17 protein-coding genes are annotated in these 15,250 nt (G+C 64.1%); 9 read left to right on the top strand and 8 right to left on the bottom strand.

From position 1 onward, the window contains the following. Position 1: 1 nt before the first annotated feature. A complete protein-coding gene (locus QGV54_RS03415; protein WP_281018261.1) occupies positions 2–601 on the bottom strand; it encodes a PAS domain-containing protein in 600 nt (199 codons plus the stop codon). A gap of 147 nt (positions 602–748) precedes the next feature. On the opposite strand from QGV54_RS03415, the gene QGV54_RS03410 reads away from it, so the two are divergent. Next, positions 749–1,963, top strand: a complete 1,215-nt coding sequence (locus QGV54_RS03410) for an aminotransferase class V-fold PLP-dependent enzyme (RefSeq protein ID WP_281020060.1) — start codon at positions 749–751, stop codon at positions 1,961–1,963. Positions 1,964–1,978: 15 nt separating this feature from the next. Here the strand turns inward: QGV54_RS03410 and proC are convergent, their stop codons facing one another. The 5 genes from proC to QGV54_RS03385 all read right to left on the bottom strand — a co-directional run bounded on the left by proC (position 1,979) and on the right by QGV54_RS03385 (position 7,426). Then, positions 1,979–2,791 carry a pyrroline-5-carboxylate reductase gene (gene proC / locus QGV54_RS03405; protein WP_281018263.1) on the bottom strand — a complete coding sequence of 271 codons (813 nt, stop codon included), beginning with the start codon at positions 2,789–2,791 and terminating at the stop codon, positions 1,979–1,981. A gap of 18 nt (positions 2,792–2,809) precedes the next feature. Beyond that, positions 2,810–3,832 (bottom strand): NADP-dependent oxidoreductase, encoded by a 1,023-nt coding sequence (locus tag QGV54_RS03400; protein WP_281018264.1) that lies wholly within the window; start codon positions 3,830–3,832, stop codon positions 2,810–2,812. 71 nt (positions 3,833–3,903) lie between these two features. Beyond that, positions 3,904–6,078, bottom strand: a complete 2,175-nt coding sequence (locus QGV54_RS03395) for a CHASE2 domain-containing protein (protein WP_281018265.1) — start codon at positions 6,076–6,078, stop codon at positions 3,904–3,906. 16 nt (positions 6,079–6,094) lie between these two features. After that, positions 6,095–7,042 (bottom strand): MBL fold metallo-hydrolase, encoded by a 948-nt coding sequence (locus QGV54_RS03390; RefSeq protein WP_281018266.1) that lies wholly within the window; start codon positions 7,040–7,042, stop codon positions 6,095–6,097. Between the two features lie 6 nt (positions 7,043–7,048). Next, positions 7,049–7,426 carry an STAS domain-containing protein gene (locus QGV54_RS03385; RefSeq protein ID WP_281018267.1) on the bottom strand — a complete coding sequence of 126 codons (378 nt, stop codon included), beginning with the start codon at positions 7,424–7,426 and terminating at the stop codon, positions 7,049–7,051. A 147-nt stretch (positions 7,427–7,573) separates the two neighbouring features. Between QGV54_RS03385 and QGV54_RS03380 the strand changes: the two genes are divergently transcribed. Together QGV54_RS03380 and QGV54_RS03375 are read left to right on the top strand one after the other, a co-directional pair. Next, positions 7,574–8,197 (top strand): glutathione S-transferase, encoded by a 624-nt coding sequence (locus tag QGV54_RS03380; RefSeq protein WP_281018268.1) that lies wholly within the window; start codon positions 7,574–7,576, stop codon positions 8,195–8,197. Between the two features lie 17 nt (positions 8,198–8,214). Beyond that, positions 8,215–9,105 (top strand): DMT family transporter, encoded by an 891-nt coding sequence (locus tag QGV54_RS03375; RefSeq protein ID WP_281018269.1) that lies wholly within the window; start codon positions 8,215–8,217, stop codon positions 9,103–9,105. 753 nt (positions 9,106–9,858) lie between these two features. Here QGV54_RS03375 and QGV54_RS03370 read toward each other — a convergent pair. Both QGV54_RS03370 and QGV54_RS03365 read right to left on the bottom strand, forming a co-directional pair. Then, positions 9,859–10,149: a 4a-hydroxytetrahydrobiopterin dehydratase gene (locus QGV54_RS03370; RefSeq protein WP_281018270.1), complete on the bottom strand. Its 291-nt coding sequence runs from the start codon at positions 10,147–10,149 to the stop codon at positions 9,859–9,861. Between the two features lie 15 nt (positions 10,150–10,164). After that, entirely contained in the window at positions 10,165–10,665 is a 501-nt protein-coding gene (locus QGV54_RS03365; RefSeq protein ID WP_281018271.1) for a cupin domain-containing protein, read from the bottom strand. A gap of 117 nt (positions 10,666–10,782) precedes the next feature. On the opposite strand from QGV54_RS03365, the gene QGV54_RS03360 reads away from it, so the two are divergent. The 6 genes from QGV54_RS03360 (at position 10,783) to QGV54_RS03335 (ending at position 15,249) form a co-directional block, all read left to right on the top strand. Then, complete coding sequence (locus QGV54_RS03360) at positions 10,783–10,956, top strand: hypothetical protein (RefSeq protein WP_281018272.1); 174 nt, start codon at positions 10,783–10,785, stop codon at positions 10,954–10,956. 101 nt (positions 10,957–11,057) lie between these two features. Continuing rightward, a complete protein-coding gene (gene murA / locus QGV54_RS03355; protein WP_281018273.1) occupies positions 11,058–12,320 on the top strand; it encodes a UDP-N-acetylglucosamine 1-carboxyvinyltransferase in 1,263 nt (420 codons plus the stop codon). A gap of 3 nt (positions 12,321–12,323) precedes the next feature. Further along, positions 12,324–12,812, top strand: a complete 489-nt coding sequence (locus QGV54_RS03350) for a DUF2948 family protein (protein WP_281018274.1) — start codon at positions 12,324–12,326, stop codon at positions 12,810–12,812. 5 nt (positions 12,813–12,817) lie between these two features. Continuing rightward, positions 12,818–13,486, top strand: a complete 669-nt coding sequence (gene hisG, locus QGV54_RS03345) for an ATP phosphoribosyltransferase (protein WP_281018275.1) — start codon at positions 12,818–12,820, stop codon at positions 13,484–13,486. Beyond that, positions 13,470–14,765, top strand: a complete 1,296-nt coding sequence (gene hisD, locus QGV54_RS03340) for a histidinol dehydrogenase (protein ID WP_281018276.1) — start codon at positions 13,470–13,472, stop codon at positions 14,763–14,765. The genes hisG and hisD overlap by 17 nt, the downstream gene beginning before the upstream one ends. A gap of 4 nt (positions 14,766–14,769) precedes the next feature. Continuing rightward, the gene (locus QGV54_RS03335) at positions 14,770–15,249 is read left to right on the top strand and encodes a UPF0262 family protein (protein WP_281018277.1); all 480 of its coding nucleotides are present in this window, start codon (positions 14,770–14,772) and stop codon (positions 15,247–15,249) included. Position 15,250: the final 1 nt, after the last annotated feature.

The raw sequence follows: 15,250 nt of genomic DNA, 5'->3' as shown, positions 1-15,250 counted from the left end.
ATCAGGACTCGTTTCGGGTGATCGGGTTCGCATCATCGGCCTGTTCGCGGGGATTCGGAACTCCAAAGCCCACGTCCAGATAATCCCGCTCCGGGACATGGAACAGTTCGACCGGGCGTTCCCGCGGATTCAGGTCGTATTGCGGCGCCTCGACCAGATCGTCGAGGAACAGCATCAAGGGGGCCCCGCTGTTGTGATGGCGCAGCGGAAAGCCCACGGCTTCAGCCACTGTCCGCTTGCCGGACAGATAGTGCGCCCGGTTGATGACACGCATGCCGCAGGGATGGTTCGCGGTGCAATGGAGGTGATGGTAGGCGTCCGCCTTGCGCTCGGGGCTGACGAAATCCAGGTAATCGCGCCCCGTAGGATCCAGCCCGAACCGCTCCGCGATTGCAGTACCGACCAGACGCAGAATGGATTTGCCTAGTGTCGCCAGATCATGGATCAGCAGATAGGGCAACAGGGGCTTGATCTGCCCGGGATCGATCATTGCCCTGGTCGGGACGCCGTCAGGAGTCTCCGCACGCAGGTTCCACCAGTAGTCACTCAGCGCCTGGCAACGGGGGCTGCGAAAAGCTGTCTTGTGAGTCGCCTTGTGCACAATATTCCTTTTGCCACACACGAACCCTGCCCGGCCAGCGGTGCGCCGGTTGAGCTATACTGTAGCATACCGGTTGTATTTCTCAGGTGACAGGCGGTACCGCTTGGCTAGTCTGCCGGAAGATCCTGCCTCAGACGGAAGCCTCCCATGACCCTACGCCCCGGACGCCAGTTCCTTCAGGTTCCCGGCCCGACGAACATTCCCGACCGCATCCTGAACGCCATGCATCGTCCGGCGCTGGATTTCGCCAGCCCCGGCTTCATGGACATCGCCATCGACTGCTTCGAGAGGGTGAAGCCGCTGTTCGGCACGGACGGGGAAGTCTTCTTCTACACCGCCTCCGGTCACGGCGCCTGGGAAGCCGCCTTCGTCAACCTGTTCGAAACGGGCGACACCATCCTGATGCCGGAGACGGGCCGCTTCTCCCTGACCTGGGGCGAGATGGCGAGTTCCTTCGGCCTGAAGATCGAGACCATTCCGAACGACTGGCGCACCGCCATCGATGTCGACGCGCTGGAGGATATCCTGCGCCGCGACACCGATCACCGGATCAAGGCCGTGCTGGCCGTGCATACGGAGACCGCGACCGGCGTCACCTCCGATGTGCGGGCCATGCGCACCGCCATCAATGCCGCCGGTCATCCGGCCCTGCTGGTCATCGATGCCATCGCGTCCTTCATGACCACACCCCTGCCGATGGATGAATGGGGTATCGATGTGGTGATCGCGGCCTGCCAGAAGGGGCTGATGATGCCGCCCGGCCTGTCCTTCACCGCCGCCGGACCGAAGGCCCTTGCGGCGACGCGGCGTGTCGGCACCCTGCGCGACTACTGGTCATGGGACGCGCGGCTGGGGATGGAGCAGTACCGCCGGTTCTGCGGCACGGCACCGGAGCATCTGATCTTCGGCCTGCGGGAATCCATCACCATGCTGAACGAATGGGGTTTGGATGCCGTCTTCGCCCGCCACGAGCGCCTGGCCGGTGCTGTCCGGGCCGCGGTGGCCGAGTGGTGCCGCGGTGGCGCGCTGGAATTCAACGCGCTGCACCCGGAACAGCGGGCATCGTCCCTGACCGTGGTGCGGCGGACCGATGGCGGTGACGCCGACGAAATCCGCCAGACCGCGCGGGAAACTTTCGACGTTGCCGTGGGTGGCGGGCTGTCGCACCTGGCCGGGCTGGTGTTTCGCATCGGACACATGGGCGACCTGAACGACCCCATGATCCTGGGTTCCCTCGCCGGGATCGAGGCCGCCCTGATGCAATGCAACGTGCCGCACGAAAGCGGACTCAGGGCGGCCACAGAACACCTCTCCACCACCGCACCGGTGCTGGAGAACCGGGATACCAGACGTATCGTCTGAGACGTCGCCGCGCCCTCAGCCCCCCAGTTCGCGACTGCGCTTCGCCGCCGCCTCAACGGCACGGCGTATCAGGGGGGCCAGTCCGTCGTCGGCCATCAGCACTTCCAGCGCCGCCTGCGTGGTACCGCCGGGGCTGGTGACATTCTTGCGCAAGGTTCCCGGATCCTCCGACGCGGCATGGGCCAGCGCACCCGCGCCATAGACGGTCTGGGACGCCAGTTGCGCCGCCAGATCCTCCGGCAGACCAGCGTCGATACCCGCCGCCGTCATGCATTCGATCATGTGAAACACATAGGCCGGCCCCGAACCGGACACGGCCGTCACCGCGTCCATCAGGCTCTCGTCGTCGATCCAGGCGACTGCACCGACGGCAGACAGCAATGCATCGGCACGCGCCCGCATGGCCTCCGTGACATGGGCATTGGGACAGGCGACCAGCATGCCCTTGCCCACGGCGGCCGGCGTGTTCGGCATGGTGCGGACGATGGCCGCCGCCTCCCCCAGCACCCCCTCGAAGAAGCCGATGGTGGTGCCTGCGGCGATGGACAGGAACTGGGTGTCCGGCCCCACGAAACGCGCAAACTCCCCCGTCACGTCCGCCATCATCTGGGGCTTGACCGCCAGAACCACGCAATCCGGCCAGAAACCGTCAGGCAGGTCGGCAGCGGCAGCGACCGCATTGACGCCGCGCGCGCGCAGCGGTGCGCGCAGGGCCTCGGCCGGTTCGATGACGAATACGGTTCCCGGATCCGTGCCTTCATCCAGCCAGCCGGACAGCATTGCGCCGCCCATCTTGCCGCAACCGACCAGCAACAATCCCTTCGCCATGTGGAGTCTCCCGCAGGTTCAGTTCCAATTGGGGTCGTCACCGACCTTGATCACGCGCTTGCCGAAGTTCTCGCCCGCCAGCATGCCGATGAAGGCGGCAGGCGCATTCTCCAGTCCGAACATCATGTCCTCGGCCACCGCCATGGTGCCATCGGCAATATGTCCGGCGGTCTCGTCAATGAACTGCTCGATCAGGTGCGCATGATCCCGCACCACGAAGCCACGCATGTTGAGGCGTTTCGAGACGACCTCGTTCACATGCTTCAGATGATAGGGCTCGGCCAGATTGTACTGGCTGATCATGCCGCAGACCGCGATCCGGGCGAAGGGATTGGCATGGGCCAGAACCGCATCCAGCGTCTCCCCGCCCACATTCTCGAAATCCACATCGATGCCATCGGCACAGTGCAGCCGCAGCGCCTCCAGCACGCTGGGCGCGATGCGATAGTTGAAACCGTCGTGGAAGCCGCATTCCCCGGTGATGAAGCGCACCTTCTCGTCACTGCCGGCGCTGCCCACGACGCGGGCTCCGGCAATCCGTGCCAACTGTCCCGCGACCTGCCCGACGGCCCCGGACGCGGCGGAGACGAAGACGGTCTCCCCCGGCTTCGGCTCCCCTATCAGCATCATGCCGACATAGGCGGTGAGGCCGGGAAAACCCAGCGTGCCCAGGTAGTAGGAAAGTGGCGCACGCGCGGAATCGACGCGGCGCAGGCTCTCCCCGCCCTTCGCCACGGACCAGTCGGCCCAGTCGAGCATGCCATAGACGAAATCGCCTTCCCGGAAGTCGGCGTTGCGGCTCTGCGCCACTTCACCGATGACCCGGCCGAACAGCGGCTGACCGATCTCGAACCCCGCGGCATAGGCCACGCCGCCCCCCATCAGGCCGCGCATGTAGGGATCAACGGACATGTAGATGTGCCGGACCAGCACATCCCCCTCCCCCAGGTCGGGCGTGACCGCTTCCTGCATCGCGAAATTCTCTGGCACCACAACCGTCTGCGGTCGGCTGGCAAGTGTTACCTGTCGTGTCGTTGGCATGGGCTTCCCCCCCGGACTTCATGTCATGACGACGTGTCGGCGGACAGTGTGACAGGTCTGGACCGGAAGCCTCAAGCCTGCTGAACGCGGGGCGGCATCCAGCGCAGCGCCATGATGGTGATGTCATCGGACGCAGGCGCCCCGTCAGCATGACGTTTCACGTCTTCGTAGAGCGTCAGGCTGAGGTCCTCCGACACCGCCCCCGGCTGCAGGCGGGCGATCAGTTCGTGCAGGCGGTCGTTGCCGTAGAGCTCGCCGCCGTCGTTCATCGCCTCCCCGATCCCGTCGGAGGTGATGAGCATCATCTCCCCCGGTGCCAGATCGACGCTGTCGGCCATGTACATGAAATCATCAAGGACACAGACCGGCGGGCCACCCCCGCCATCCAGCACCCGGATCCCCTCGGTTCCCGGCGTGAAGATCAGCGGCGGTTCATGGCCCGCGTTGCAATAGTCCAGATGACCCGTCCGCAGGTCGAGAATGCCCGCGAACAGGGTCACGAACAGCATGTTCGGATTTTCCCGACTGATCTCCTCGTTCGCGGCGGTCATGATGTCGTCGATCTGCTGGCGGTCACGCAGTACGGCCGATTTGTAGAGGGCCTTGGAAATGGCCATGAACAGGCTGGCCGGAACGCCCTTGCCGGAGACGTCGCCGACCGACAGGAACAGCCTGTCGTCGTCGATCATGAAGAAGTCGTAGAGGTCGCCGCCAACGTCGCGTGCCGGTTCCAGCATGGCGGCAAGGGAGAGCTGGCTGCTGATGTCGGGCAGGCTGTCCAGGCCCGGCAGCAGGCCAAGCTGGATCTCCCGTGCGGCGTCCAGTTCACCCTGCAGCCGCGCCCGTTCCTCCCGCTGCAACTGGAGGTGACGCCCCAGGGCCCGGCGGTGCGCATTCGCGATCATCAGGGTCATGCTGAGCATGGCAATACCCGTGACAACCCCGGTCAGGGTGGCCCCCATGGTATCGACGAAGACCCGCTCCGTCGCATAGGCCAGCAGGCCGCCGGCAACCGTCAGGGCCAGGACCAGCAGGATCAGCGGAATGCCGAAGCGCAGACGCAGGACGGGCACGACAAAGACGACCAGCAGGCCGACAGCGACCAGCACCGCCAGTTCCAGCCAGCGGGTCCAGCCCGGCCGGGAGATGAAATATTCCTCGTCCACGGCTTCGATCATCTGCGCATGCACATCGATACCCGGCGCGCGATAACGCAGCGGGGATGTCTGCAGGTCGACCAGCCCCTGTCCGGTCAGGCCGATCATGGCGATCGCCCCCTCCAGCGACAGCGCCACCTCGTCGTCGCGCAGCACGTCTACAGCCGAGACATAGCGGCTGGCGAACGGCGGCGAGAAGGGCACGTAGATGGTGCCATCCGCCTCCGTCGGGATGAACCAGTCACCGATCTGCAGACCATCGACCCGCCCGTCCGCGCCCCTGACCGTGATCAGCCCCCCGAGCGCGACCCGCAGCATCTCCATGGCGAAGGACGGCACGGGGCGCCCGTCGATCATCGCCACAGCCGGGAGTCTGCGGATGATCGCATCCGGGTCCTCGATGGCGTTCAGCAGTCCCTGCCCGGCGGCAGCGGCCGAGACGTCCGCGACCGACTGGTCCGCACCGGGGAATGTCGGCAGCACCTGCTTCAGTGCCGGATCGGTGAGCGCCACGGGCACGGTTCGCACGGGGCCGTTGACGCCCGTGCGGGTGCGGGTCCCCCCAAGGCCCAGGACGACAGGCCAGGCACCGACGACTTCCGCGAGAATGGCATCGTAGTCCGGCAGGGTCCTGACATAGCCAAGCACATCCGGCGGCGCATCGGTCATGCGGTCAGCCAGATGCCGGGGGGATTGCCGGTCCGGGTCGAGAAACAGCACATCGACCCCGATGGCCAGCGCGCCGCCCTGCCCCATCCGGTCGATCAGGTCGGCGACCACGGTACGCGGCCAGGGCCACTGGCCGATCTCGGCGATGCTGCGCTCGTCCACCGCGACGATCACCGGCAGGTTGCTTTCCACCGGACGCGGCATCAGCTGCTGCGACAGGTCGTAGAATTCGCGCCGGAGCGGGTTGTCGGCCAGGAAGGTCACATCCGCCAGCAGGCACAGCGCCAGCACCACAAGCCCCAGCACCCGACCGCGCCAGACAGTGACAAGGCCGCGCAGCCCGTCCATCTCCGCGCGAACGTCGTCGGAACCGTCTGCCATTGCGGATTGCGGGCCTGAGACTGCTGCGCTGTCAGTCATGCCCCCGGTCCGCCTTTCAAAGGTCGATTTCTAGCCCGTCATAGGAGGCAATGACGGTCAGCGGCGGGCCGTCACCACGCGAGATCTCCTCGAACCGCCGGGTCTCGGCCAGCACCTGATCGATCTGCGCGTCGCTGTAGACCGGTTCATGATGGAACATGCACAGCATCTTCACACCCGCCATCTGACAGAGTTCGACCCCGACCATGTTGGAGGAATGGCCCCAGTCCTCCTTCAGCGAGGTTGCGTCGGCGAGGGAATACATGGAATCGAAGACCACGGCGTCGGCATCCCGGAAGTAGCGGATGAAGTAGTCCGTCTCCTCCTGATCCTCCAGCTTGTGCTCCGAGTCCGTCGAATAGACCGCAACCTTGCCGTCCTTCTCGAACCGGTAGCCATAGGAGTCTCCGGCGTGCAACTGGCGGAACGGCGTCACCGTCATGCCCGCGATCTCGTAGGTCTGGTCCGGTTCGAGCGGCACGAACTCGATGGTCGCACCGAGAAAATCGAACGGCACGGGAAAGCTCGGATTGTCCTGCTGGCGGCGGTAGGCCATCTCCAGCACGTCGTGGCAGCCATGGATGCGGATCACGTTGCCCGGAATGAAGGCGGGAATGAAGAAGGGGAACCCCATGATGTGGTCCCAGTGCACATGGCTCTGGAAGATGTTGTAGACCTGCGGCGCGCCCGGCCCGTGCTTGCCCAGCGCATGCAGCGCAAGCCTGCGCGCACCCGACCCCATGTCGCAGACGACATATTCGTCGCCCCCGGTCTCGATCTGGACGCAGGAGCTCTCGCCGCCATAGGTCCCGCGCATGTTGAAGGGCAGGGCATCGATGGCGCTGTCCGGGTCACCCCCGGCCTCGATCACCGCCTTGACCGCTGCACCGATCTTCTCCCGCAGGTGATCCGCATTCATCGAGGTCGGAATGGAACCGCGAGTCCCCCAGAAACGGATCCGCATGGTGCTTCAGTCCTCGTCCGTGTACGCCGCTGCGGCCAGTGCCGACACCGCCTGCAGCGCCTTCGGCATTTCGTCGAACGTCGGGAAGACCTTGTCGAAGTGACTGATCGTGAAGACCTCCTTCACCACCTCCTGCATGGAGGCAATGCGGATCGTCACACCCTTCGGCTTGGCCTGCTTGTTGGCCACCATCAGCGCCCGGAGACCAACACTGGAGATGTAATCGACCTTAGACAGATCGACCACGATCTGCTTCTCGGTTCCGACCGCCGCATCCACCAGCCCGGAGAGTTCCTTCTGGAAATCGCCGGCTGACGACTGATCAATCCTGCCCTCAGCCCGGACGACAATCGCGTCGCCATAGGTCGCCGTTGTCACCTTCATTTTGCAGTGTTCCCGTCCTGCAGATCGCCCCTCGCCGACAATCATAGTGCCAGCCCCCCTTGGTCGGCAACGCCTACTGCCTGCGATTGACGTTTCAGTGGGGTGCACCATCCTGTGAGGGAGCAAATTCATGAGGAGAGACCGGAGATGGCCGAATTCGAACTGTTCTGCTTCGCGCAGTCGGGCAATGCCTACAAGGCGGCACTGATGCTGAACATGTCCGGCGCGGACTGGCAGCCGCGCTTCGTCGATTTCTTCAACGGGGAGCACCGCTCGCCCGAGTATCTCGCCATCAACGAAATGGGAGAGGTTCCCGTGCTGCGGCACGGCGATGTCGCGCTCAGCCAGTCCGGCGTGATCCTGAACTATCTGGCGGAACAGATCGGCCAGTTCGGCCCGCAGAACAAGGACGAGGAACGCGAGATCCTGCGCTGGATGCTGTTCGACAACCACAAGTTCACCTCCAACATCGCCACCTACCGCTTCATGGCCGTGCTGGCCAAGGTCGGTGACCCGGCGGTGCACGAATTCCTGAAGGGCCGGATGATGCAGGCGCTGAAGGTGGTGGAACGGCGGCTGGCACAGAACGAATTCCTGCTGGGCGACCGCATGACCATCGCCGACTTCTCCCTGCTCGGGTACCTCTACTACCCGGACGAATTCCACATGACCGGCTGGCCGGACTTCCCCAACATCAGGCGCTGGACGGAGCAGGTGCAGGGCATGAAGGGCTGGGTCGGCCCCTATGAACTGATGCCGCAGAAGGGCTGACCCGAACGACACGGGCCATGTCGCTGAACCGCAGGACAGCGCTGATCGTCGCTCTGGTCGGCCTGTTTGCGGTCAGCCATGGCGTGATCTTCATCCGGCTGGCGGGGGACGCTCCGGCGCTGCTCATCGCGCTCGCCCGGGTCGCCATCGCGACCGCCGTGATGGCGCCGTTTGGCCTGCTTGCCCTGTCCGCCCGCGCCGAACTGCCCGCTGGCGCGATGCGCCGCGCTGTCGTCGCGTCCCTGCTCGGCGGGCTGTTCCTCGCCCTGCATTTCGCAAGCTGGATCACCTCGCTGGAGCGGATCTCGATTGCGGAATCGACGATCCTGGTCAGCCTGACCCCTGTCTGGGTTGCCCTGATCGACGTGGCGACAGGGCGGGGCATGCCGAACCGGCGCCTGCTGCTGGCCATCGCACTCTGCCTGACGGGAACCCTGGTGCTTGCCCTCGACGGCGTGCAGCGTCTCGACGGGGATCCGGCCGGCCTGCTGCTGGCGGTGGCGGGCGGACTGTTCATGGCGCTCTACCTGATCAGCGGGCGGCGGGCGCGCGCCGTGCTGCAGACTTCGTCCTATGCCACGCTCTGCTATGGCACCGCAGCCCTGCTGCTGGGCGCTGCCGTAGGCGCCCTCGACGTGGAGGTCACCGGCTACGGCTGGCCGACCTGGACCGCGCTGCTGGCGCTGGGTCTGGTCAGCCAGGTGATCGGCCACACCAGCTACAACTGGACCCTCGCCACCCTGCCCCCGGCCTTCGTCGCCATCTGCCTGCTGGGGGAACCGGTGCTGGGCGCGTTGCTCGGCTGGCTCTATCTGGGCGAGGCGGTTTCCATGGCGGCGTTCGGCGCGGGCATCCTCATCCTGTCCGGCATCGGCATCGCAATCAGCGCGGAGATCAGACGAGGCTGATCGACAGTGATGCCCATGAACAGGTAGGCTTAATATTTTGAACAGGTAGGGCAGACTAATTCCATTGACTTGCATTTTACATTGACAGAAACGATGCGTATTCATGGTTGAAATTATCATTAAATGCTTGACTGGCTCTCAACCAATATGCATGAAAATAATGATAATAAAATATTAAATTATTCACAATTTTATATTATTTGAAATTTGTCTGATGCTTATTATTTTTTCTTGGCACTAAACCAGGAGAGCAAAAAATTTCGAGAAATGAATGGTGCGCCAGAATGGCTCTGGTTTCTGGTTCAAATGATATATGTTCTTATTTCTGTCTTTCTGACAAAGAAAATTGAGAAATCTCAGATTTTTTTAGAACTAAGGAGTATTTGAGAACTATATCACATCAAATCGACATGTCTTTTTGTAGCCGTCAAACAGAAAAAAGATGATCCATTGCGTAGATCTCGTATCATATTTTCGATAATAATTGCTTTGAATATGATTTCATTTTTAATATTACCTACTATGTTTTCGTGGGCGATTGGAGTGGCCTTTTTTCGCTGACAATGTAATTTTTGTTGACAACTTTCTCATGCACCACACTCAATTGAATATTGATTTGATTTTGTGGAGAAAACTGGCGCGGTAGGCGTGTTTGACGGCGAATATTCAGGAATGACAGCCTCATCAGAGATGAGGATATGAACGACCGAGCATTGGCGCAGGGTTGAATGTCAAACCTTCAGGCTGGCGTCACTAGACGGCAGCCTTGTCCATGAACCGGGCCAGCTTGATGTCCAGTTCGGTCAGGCCACCGGCATCATGGGTGGAGAGCGTGACTTCCACCTTGTTGTAGACGTTGAACCATTCCGGATGGTGATCCATCTTCTCCGCCTTCAGGGCCACGCGGCTCATGAAGCCGAAGGCGGCGTTGAAGTCCTTGAACTGGAACGTGCGGGTGATGGCATCACGCCCGTCCACCAGCGACCAGTCGCTGATGCTGGCCAGGGCTTCACCACGTTCGCTTTCTGTCAGTTTCGTCGCCATTGGAAGCTCTCCCGTTCAGTGTGTCAGATCGCGGATCAGGGGCGCGGCGTCCGGCCAGCCTGCCAGCAGCGCGTCGCGCTGACCGATCTCGAAATCCGCGAAGTCGAAACCGGGGGCTACCGTCGTGCCCAGCAGGGCAAACCCCTGCCCGCCCCGCACACGTGCACCCTGCCACACGTTGCGCGGCACCACCACCTGAGGGCGCTGGCCCGCCGCCAGATCGTTGCCGATGGTGACAAGCCGGTGGCCGCCGTCCGGCATCAGCCAGAGCTGCTCCACCGGGTCGCCCAGATAGAAGTGGAAGATCTCGTCGGAGCGCAGCCGGTGCAGGGTGGAGATCGCCGCCGCCTCCAGCATGTAATAGATCGCGGTCGAGACGGATCGGGGGCCGTCGTAGCCTGCGGGCAGCGCCTCGGCGGCCAGTTGCTCCGGCGCGCGATGGATCTCCGCGAACCAGCCCCCTTCCGGATGCGGTTGCATGTCCAGCATCCGCCTGATCTCCGCCGCAGTCGTCATCAGCCACTCTCCCGGTCGATACGCCCTCAATCGGGCACAGCCGGTGCGGCATCGTCAAGCTTGCGGCACATCGCACCGCCGCCTAGAACCACACGACCCTGAGCGGAGAGACGGGCAATGGCCACAGGTGATGGCGAGGACAAGGACCGGCGGGCTGGCAAGGCTGCCGCCGAGGCGGAGAAGCAGGCACGGCTGGCCGCACGGCTGCGGGAGAACCTGAAACGCCGCCGCGCGCCGCGCAAGACAGGTGAGCGCCCGGCGGGAGCCATCAAGAACACCGAAAAGCACTGAAAAGCATTGACCTGCCGCGGAATCGCCTGATTTGTGCGGGACTTCAGGCTGCAGGGTGAATCGCAACCACCCCGAATCGTGATCAGACAGACAGGAACGACATGGACAGCATTGTCATTCGGGGCGGCAAGCCGCTGAACGGGACCATTGCCATCAGTGGAGCCAAGAACGCCGCCCTGCCGCTGATGGTCGCGACCCTGCTGACCGATGAACCCGTCACGCTGACCAATGTCCCCGACCTGATGGACATCGCGACCATGGCCGCCCTGCTGCGCGGACACGGGACCATTGCCGAGGACAGGGACGGCGGCACCTGGCACCTGCATACGCCCGACATCACCAGCACCACCGCCCCCTATGACATCGTGCGCAAGATGCGTGCGAGCGTGCTGGTGCTCGGCCCCCTGCTGGCACGGGAGCGTCAGGCGACGGTGTCCCTGCCCGGCGGCTGCGCCATCGGCACCCGACCCGTGAACATCCACATCGACGGCCTGGTCGCCATGGGTGCCGAGATCGAGATCGAGGGCGGCTACATGAAGGCCCGCGCGCCGCAAGGGCTGCGGGGCGCGCGCATCACCATGTCGAATGTCTCCGTCGGCGCGACGGAGAACCTGCTGACCGCCGCTGTGCTGGCCGACGGCACCACGGTGCTGGAGAATGCGGCACGGGAGCCGGAGATCGCCGACCTGATCGACCTGCTGGTCGCCATGGGCGCGGAGATCGAGGGACGCGGCACCGACCGCCTGACCGTTCATGGCAAGGACCGGCTGCACGGCGCTGCGCACCGGGTGCTGCCGGACCGGATCGAGACCGGCACCTTTGCGGTGGCTGCGGCCATCACGGGGGGCGATATCCTGCTGGCCGGGGCTGATCCCGAGATCGTCGAGGCCATCATGGAACCGATCTCCCGCGCCGGGGCCACCATCGACGACCTGCCGGAGGGAATCCGGGTCCGCCGCAACGGGGCCGGTATCCTGGGCGTCGACGTCATGACCCAGCCCTATCCCGGCTTCCCGACAGACATGCAGGCGCAGATCATGGCGCTGATGTCGGTCAGTCACGGCGCGGCGATGATCACGGAAACGATCTTCGAGAACCGTTTCATGCATGTGCCGGAGCTTGGTCGCATGGGCGCGAACATCACGGTTCACGGCGGCTCCGCCCTCGTCCGGGGGGTGCCGGGGCTGAAGGGTGCGCCGGTCATGGCGACCGATCTGCGCGCCTCTGTCTCGCTGGTGCTGGCCGGTCTGGCCGCAGAAGGTGAAACCGTCGTCAATCGCGTCTATCATCTGGACCGGGGATACGAACGGCTGGAGGCCAAGCTGGTGGCCTGTGGCGCGGATGTGGAGAGGGTCAGGGAATAGTCGATGGAGCGAGGGGGTCAGGGCGAACCGCTGCCACGGCTGCATCTTCACGCAGTCAATGCAGATGATCTGGAGATATTGAGCGCCGCACTGGTCAGCATGACCGTGAAGCGCGCCGATCTCGCCCTGCAGAAGGCGCGGCGGCGGCTGGCCTTCGTCGGCAACCGGTTCCGCTGGGAGGATGAGCGGCTGGACGGCATGGGCGGCAGCCGCATCCGTGCCGGTGTGCAGATCAACGACGTGATCCGGGTGAGGACGCAGGGCATGGCAACGCTGGAGGGGGAGACGGTGCTGGAACTGCTTTCCATCAGCCAGAGGCCGCTCGACGCCCCAGCTGCGGAACTGACCCTGAACTTTGCCGGTGGAATGACCATGCTGCTGGACGTGGACTGCATCGACGTGCTGATGGACGATATGGGGCGGCCTTGGTATACGCCCAACCAGCCCGACCACGGGCTGGACGATCCGGAGCAGCACAACAGCGAAAGCTGAACCCCATGACCACGACCGAACCGCTTGTCATCGCCCTGCCGAAGGGCCGCATTCTCAAGGAAGCCATGCCGCTTGTCCGCGCTGCGGGGATCGAGCCGGAGGCTGCCTTCGATGATCCGAAGTCGCGCCAGCTGCGGTTTGCCACCAACCATCCGGGGGTGGAGATCATCCGGGTCCGGTCCTTCGACGTGGCCACCTTCGTCGCCTTCGGCGCGGCGCAGCTCGGCATTGCCGGTCATGACGTGCTGATGGAATTCGACTATTCGGACATCTACGCGCCGCTGGACCTGGGCATCGGCTTCTGCCGCCTGGCCGTGGCCGAACCGGCCGAACTGTCACGCACCGACGACCCGTCCCGCTGGTCGCACGTCCGTGTTGCGACCAAGTACCCGCACATCACCGCCACCCACTTCGCCAAGCGTGGTGTGCAGGCAGAGTGCATCAAGCTGAATGGTGCCATGGAACTGGCGCCGACACTGGGCCTGTGCCGCCGCATCGTCGATCTGGTCTCCACCGGTTCCACGCTGAAGGCCAACGGGCTGGTGGAAGTGGAGCACATTGCCGACATCACCAGCCGCCTGATCGTCAACCGTACCGCGCTGAAGACCCGGCCCGTGGAGATTCAGGGCTGGATCGAGCAGTTCCGGAGGGCGGTCGATGCTGAAGCGGCTTGATCGTTCCGCGCCATCCTTCGACGCCGACTTCGAGGCGCTGCTGAATGACAAGCGGGAGACATCGGAGGATGTCGACGCCACCGTCACGGACATCATCGCCACGGTCAGGCGGGATGGCGACGCGGCCCTGATCGAATATACCCGCCGCTTTGACCGGATGGATCTGACCAGTCCCGAGGACCTTCGTTTCACGGACGAAGAGATCGCCGCTGCGGAAGGGCAATGCGCGCCGGAGACACTGGCCGCGCTGGACATCGCCGCAGGCCGTATCGAAGCGTTTCACGCCCGCCAGCGCCCCGCCGATGACCGTTTCACCGACGAGGAGGGTGTCGTGCTCGGCGCGCGCTGGACCGCGATCGGTGCGGTCGGGCTCTATGTCCCCGGCGGCACCGCCTCCTATCCCTCCTCCGTGCTGATGAACGCCATCCCGGCGCGGGTCGCGGGGGTGGAGCGGGTGGCCATGGTGGTGCCGACACCGGACGGTGTCATCAACCCGCTGGTGATCGCCGCCGCGCGCCGCGCGGGTGTCAGCGAGATCTACCGTCTCGGCGGCGCGCAGGCCGTCGCGGCACTGGCCTATGGCACCCCCAGCATAGCCCCGGTCGACAAGATCGTCGGCCCCGGCAATGCCTGGGTCGCGGCTGCCAAGCGTCGGGTCTTCGGGCAGGTCGGCATCGACATGATCGCGGGACCGTCAGAGATCCTCGTCGTCGCTGACGGGGAAAATGATCCGGCCTGGATCGCCGCCGACCTGCTGTCCCAGTCGGAACATGATGTCTCGGCCCAGGCGATCCTGATCACCAACGATCCCCTGTTCGCGGATCGGGTGGCGGAAGCGGTCGAGAGCCATCTGCAGTCCCTCGACCGCTCCGGCATGGCGCGGCAGAGCTGGGAGAGTCACGGCGCGATCATTCTGGTCGGCGACCTGGATGACGCCCCTGCCCTGGTGGACCGCCTGGCACCGGAGCACCTGGAACTGGCCGTCAGCGACCCGGAGGCCCTGATGGCCCGGGTTCGCAATGCCGGTGCAATCTTCCTGGGCCGCTATACGCCGGAGGCCATTGGCGACTATGTGGCCGGGCCGAACCATGTCCTGCCCACCGCGCGCAGTGCCCGTTTTTCCTCCGGCCTCAACCTGCTGGACTTCATGAAGCGCACCACCTTCGTGGGCTGTGATGCCGACAGCCTGCGCCGGATCGGCCCCGCAGCCGCAACGCTGGCGGACGCGGAGGGGCTGACCGCCCATGCGCTGTCCGTCCGCATCCGAAACAACGGGTGAAAGCATGGCCGACCACGCGGACAGGATTGTCGAGATCACGCTGGATGACAGCTCCATCAAGAGCTGGGGTCCGGATGTGGACCACGAACGGCGCGTGGCGATCTTCGACCTGATCGAGGCCAACAACTTCAAGCCTTTGGGGGATGAATTCAGCGGTCCCTTCGCGGTGCATCTGCTGATCGAGGACAACCGTCTTGTCATCGACATCCGCGGGCAGGATCACACACCGCAGGGCCGCATCGTGCTGGCCCTGTCACCGTTCCGGCGGATCGTGCGGGACTACTTCAAGGTCTGCGAGAGCTACTTCAGCGCCATCAAGACCTCGACCCCTTCCCAGATCGAGGCCATCGACATGGGACGACGCGGCATCCACAACGAAGGCTCCGAAGTCCTGCAGGAGCGGCTGGATGGCAAGATCGACATGGATTTCGACACGGCACGGCGGCTGTTCACGCTGATCTGCGTACTGCACATCAGGGCCTGAG

Source organism: Minwuia sp. IMCC3060 (genome assembly GCF_029909435.1).
Lineage (GTDB): Bacteria > Pseudomonadota > Alphaproteobacteria > Minwuiales > Minwuiaceae > Minwuia.
Note: the sequence above shows the minus strand (reverse complement) of the source record. Positions and strands in the feature narration are given on the sequence as shown.

Excerpts from the sequence above, each read along its gene's own strand:
- QGV54_RS03390 (WP_281018266.1), bottom strand. The coding sequence starts at position 7,042 with ATGCGGATCCGTTTCTGGGGGACTCGCGGTTCCATTCCGACCTCGATG.
- QGV54_RS03365 (WP_281018271.1), bottom strand. The coding sequence starts at position 10,665 with ATGACGACTGCGGCGGAGATCAGGCGGATGCTGGACATGCAACCGCAT.
- hisD (WP_281018276.1), top strand. The coding sequence starts at position 13,470 with ATGCTGAAGCGGCTTGATCGTTCCGCGCCATCCTTCGACGCCGACTTC.
- QGV54_RS03335 (WP_281018277.1), top strand. The coding sequence starts at position 14,770 with ATGGCCGACCACGCGGACAGGATTGTCGAGATCACGCTGGATGACAGC.
- murA (WP_281018273.1), top strand. The coding sequence starts at position 11,058 with ATGGACAGCATTGTCATTCGGGGCGGCAAGCCGCTGAACGGGACCATT.
- proC (WP_281018263.1), bottom strand. The coding sequence starts at position 2,791 with ATGGCGAAGGGATTGTTGCTGGTCGGTTGCGGCAAGATGGGCGGCGCA.
- QGV54_RS03395 (WP_281018265.1), bottom strand. The coding sequence starts at position 6,078 with ATGACTGACAGCGCAGCAGTCTCAGGCCCGCAATCCGCAATGGCAGAC.
- QGV54_RS03380 (WP_281018268.1), top strand. The coding sequence starts at position 7,574 with ATGGCCGAATTCGAACTGTTCTGCTTCGCGCAGTCGGGCAATGCCTAC.
- hisG (WP_281018275.1), top strand. The coding sequence starts at position 12,818 with ATGACCACGACCGAACCGCTTGTCATCGCCCTGCCGAAGGGCCGCATT.
- QGV54_RS03370 (WP_281018270.1), bottom strand. The coding sequence starts at position 10,149 with ATGGCGACGAAACTGACAGAAAGCGAACGTGGTGAAGCCCTGGCCAGC.
- QGV54_RS03400 (WP_281018264.1), bottom strand. The coding sequence starts at position 3,832 with ATGCCAACGACACGACAGGTAACACTTGCCAGCCGACCGCAGACGGTT.
- QGV54_RS03350 (WP_281018274.1), top strand. The coding sequence starts at position 12,324 with ATGGAGCGAGGGGGTCAGGGCGAACCGCTGCCACGGCTGCATCTTCAC.
- QGV54_RS03385 (WP_281018267.1), bottom strand. The coding sequence starts at position 7,426 with ATGAAGGTGACAACGGCGACCTATGGCGACGCGATTGTCGTCCGGGCT.
- QGV54_RS03375 (WP_281018269.1), top strand. The coding sequence starts at position 8,215 with ATGTCGCTGAACCGCAGGACAGCGCTGATCGTCGCTCTGGTCGGCCTG.
- QGV54_RS03410 (WP_281020060.1), top strand. The coding sequence starts at position 749 with ATGACCCTACGCCCCGGACGCCAGTTCCTTCAGGTTCCCGGCCCGACG.
- QGV54_RS03360 (WP_281018272.1), top strand. The coding sequence starts at position 10,783 with ATGGCCACAGGTGATGGCGAGGACAAGGACCGGCGGGCTGGCAAGGCT.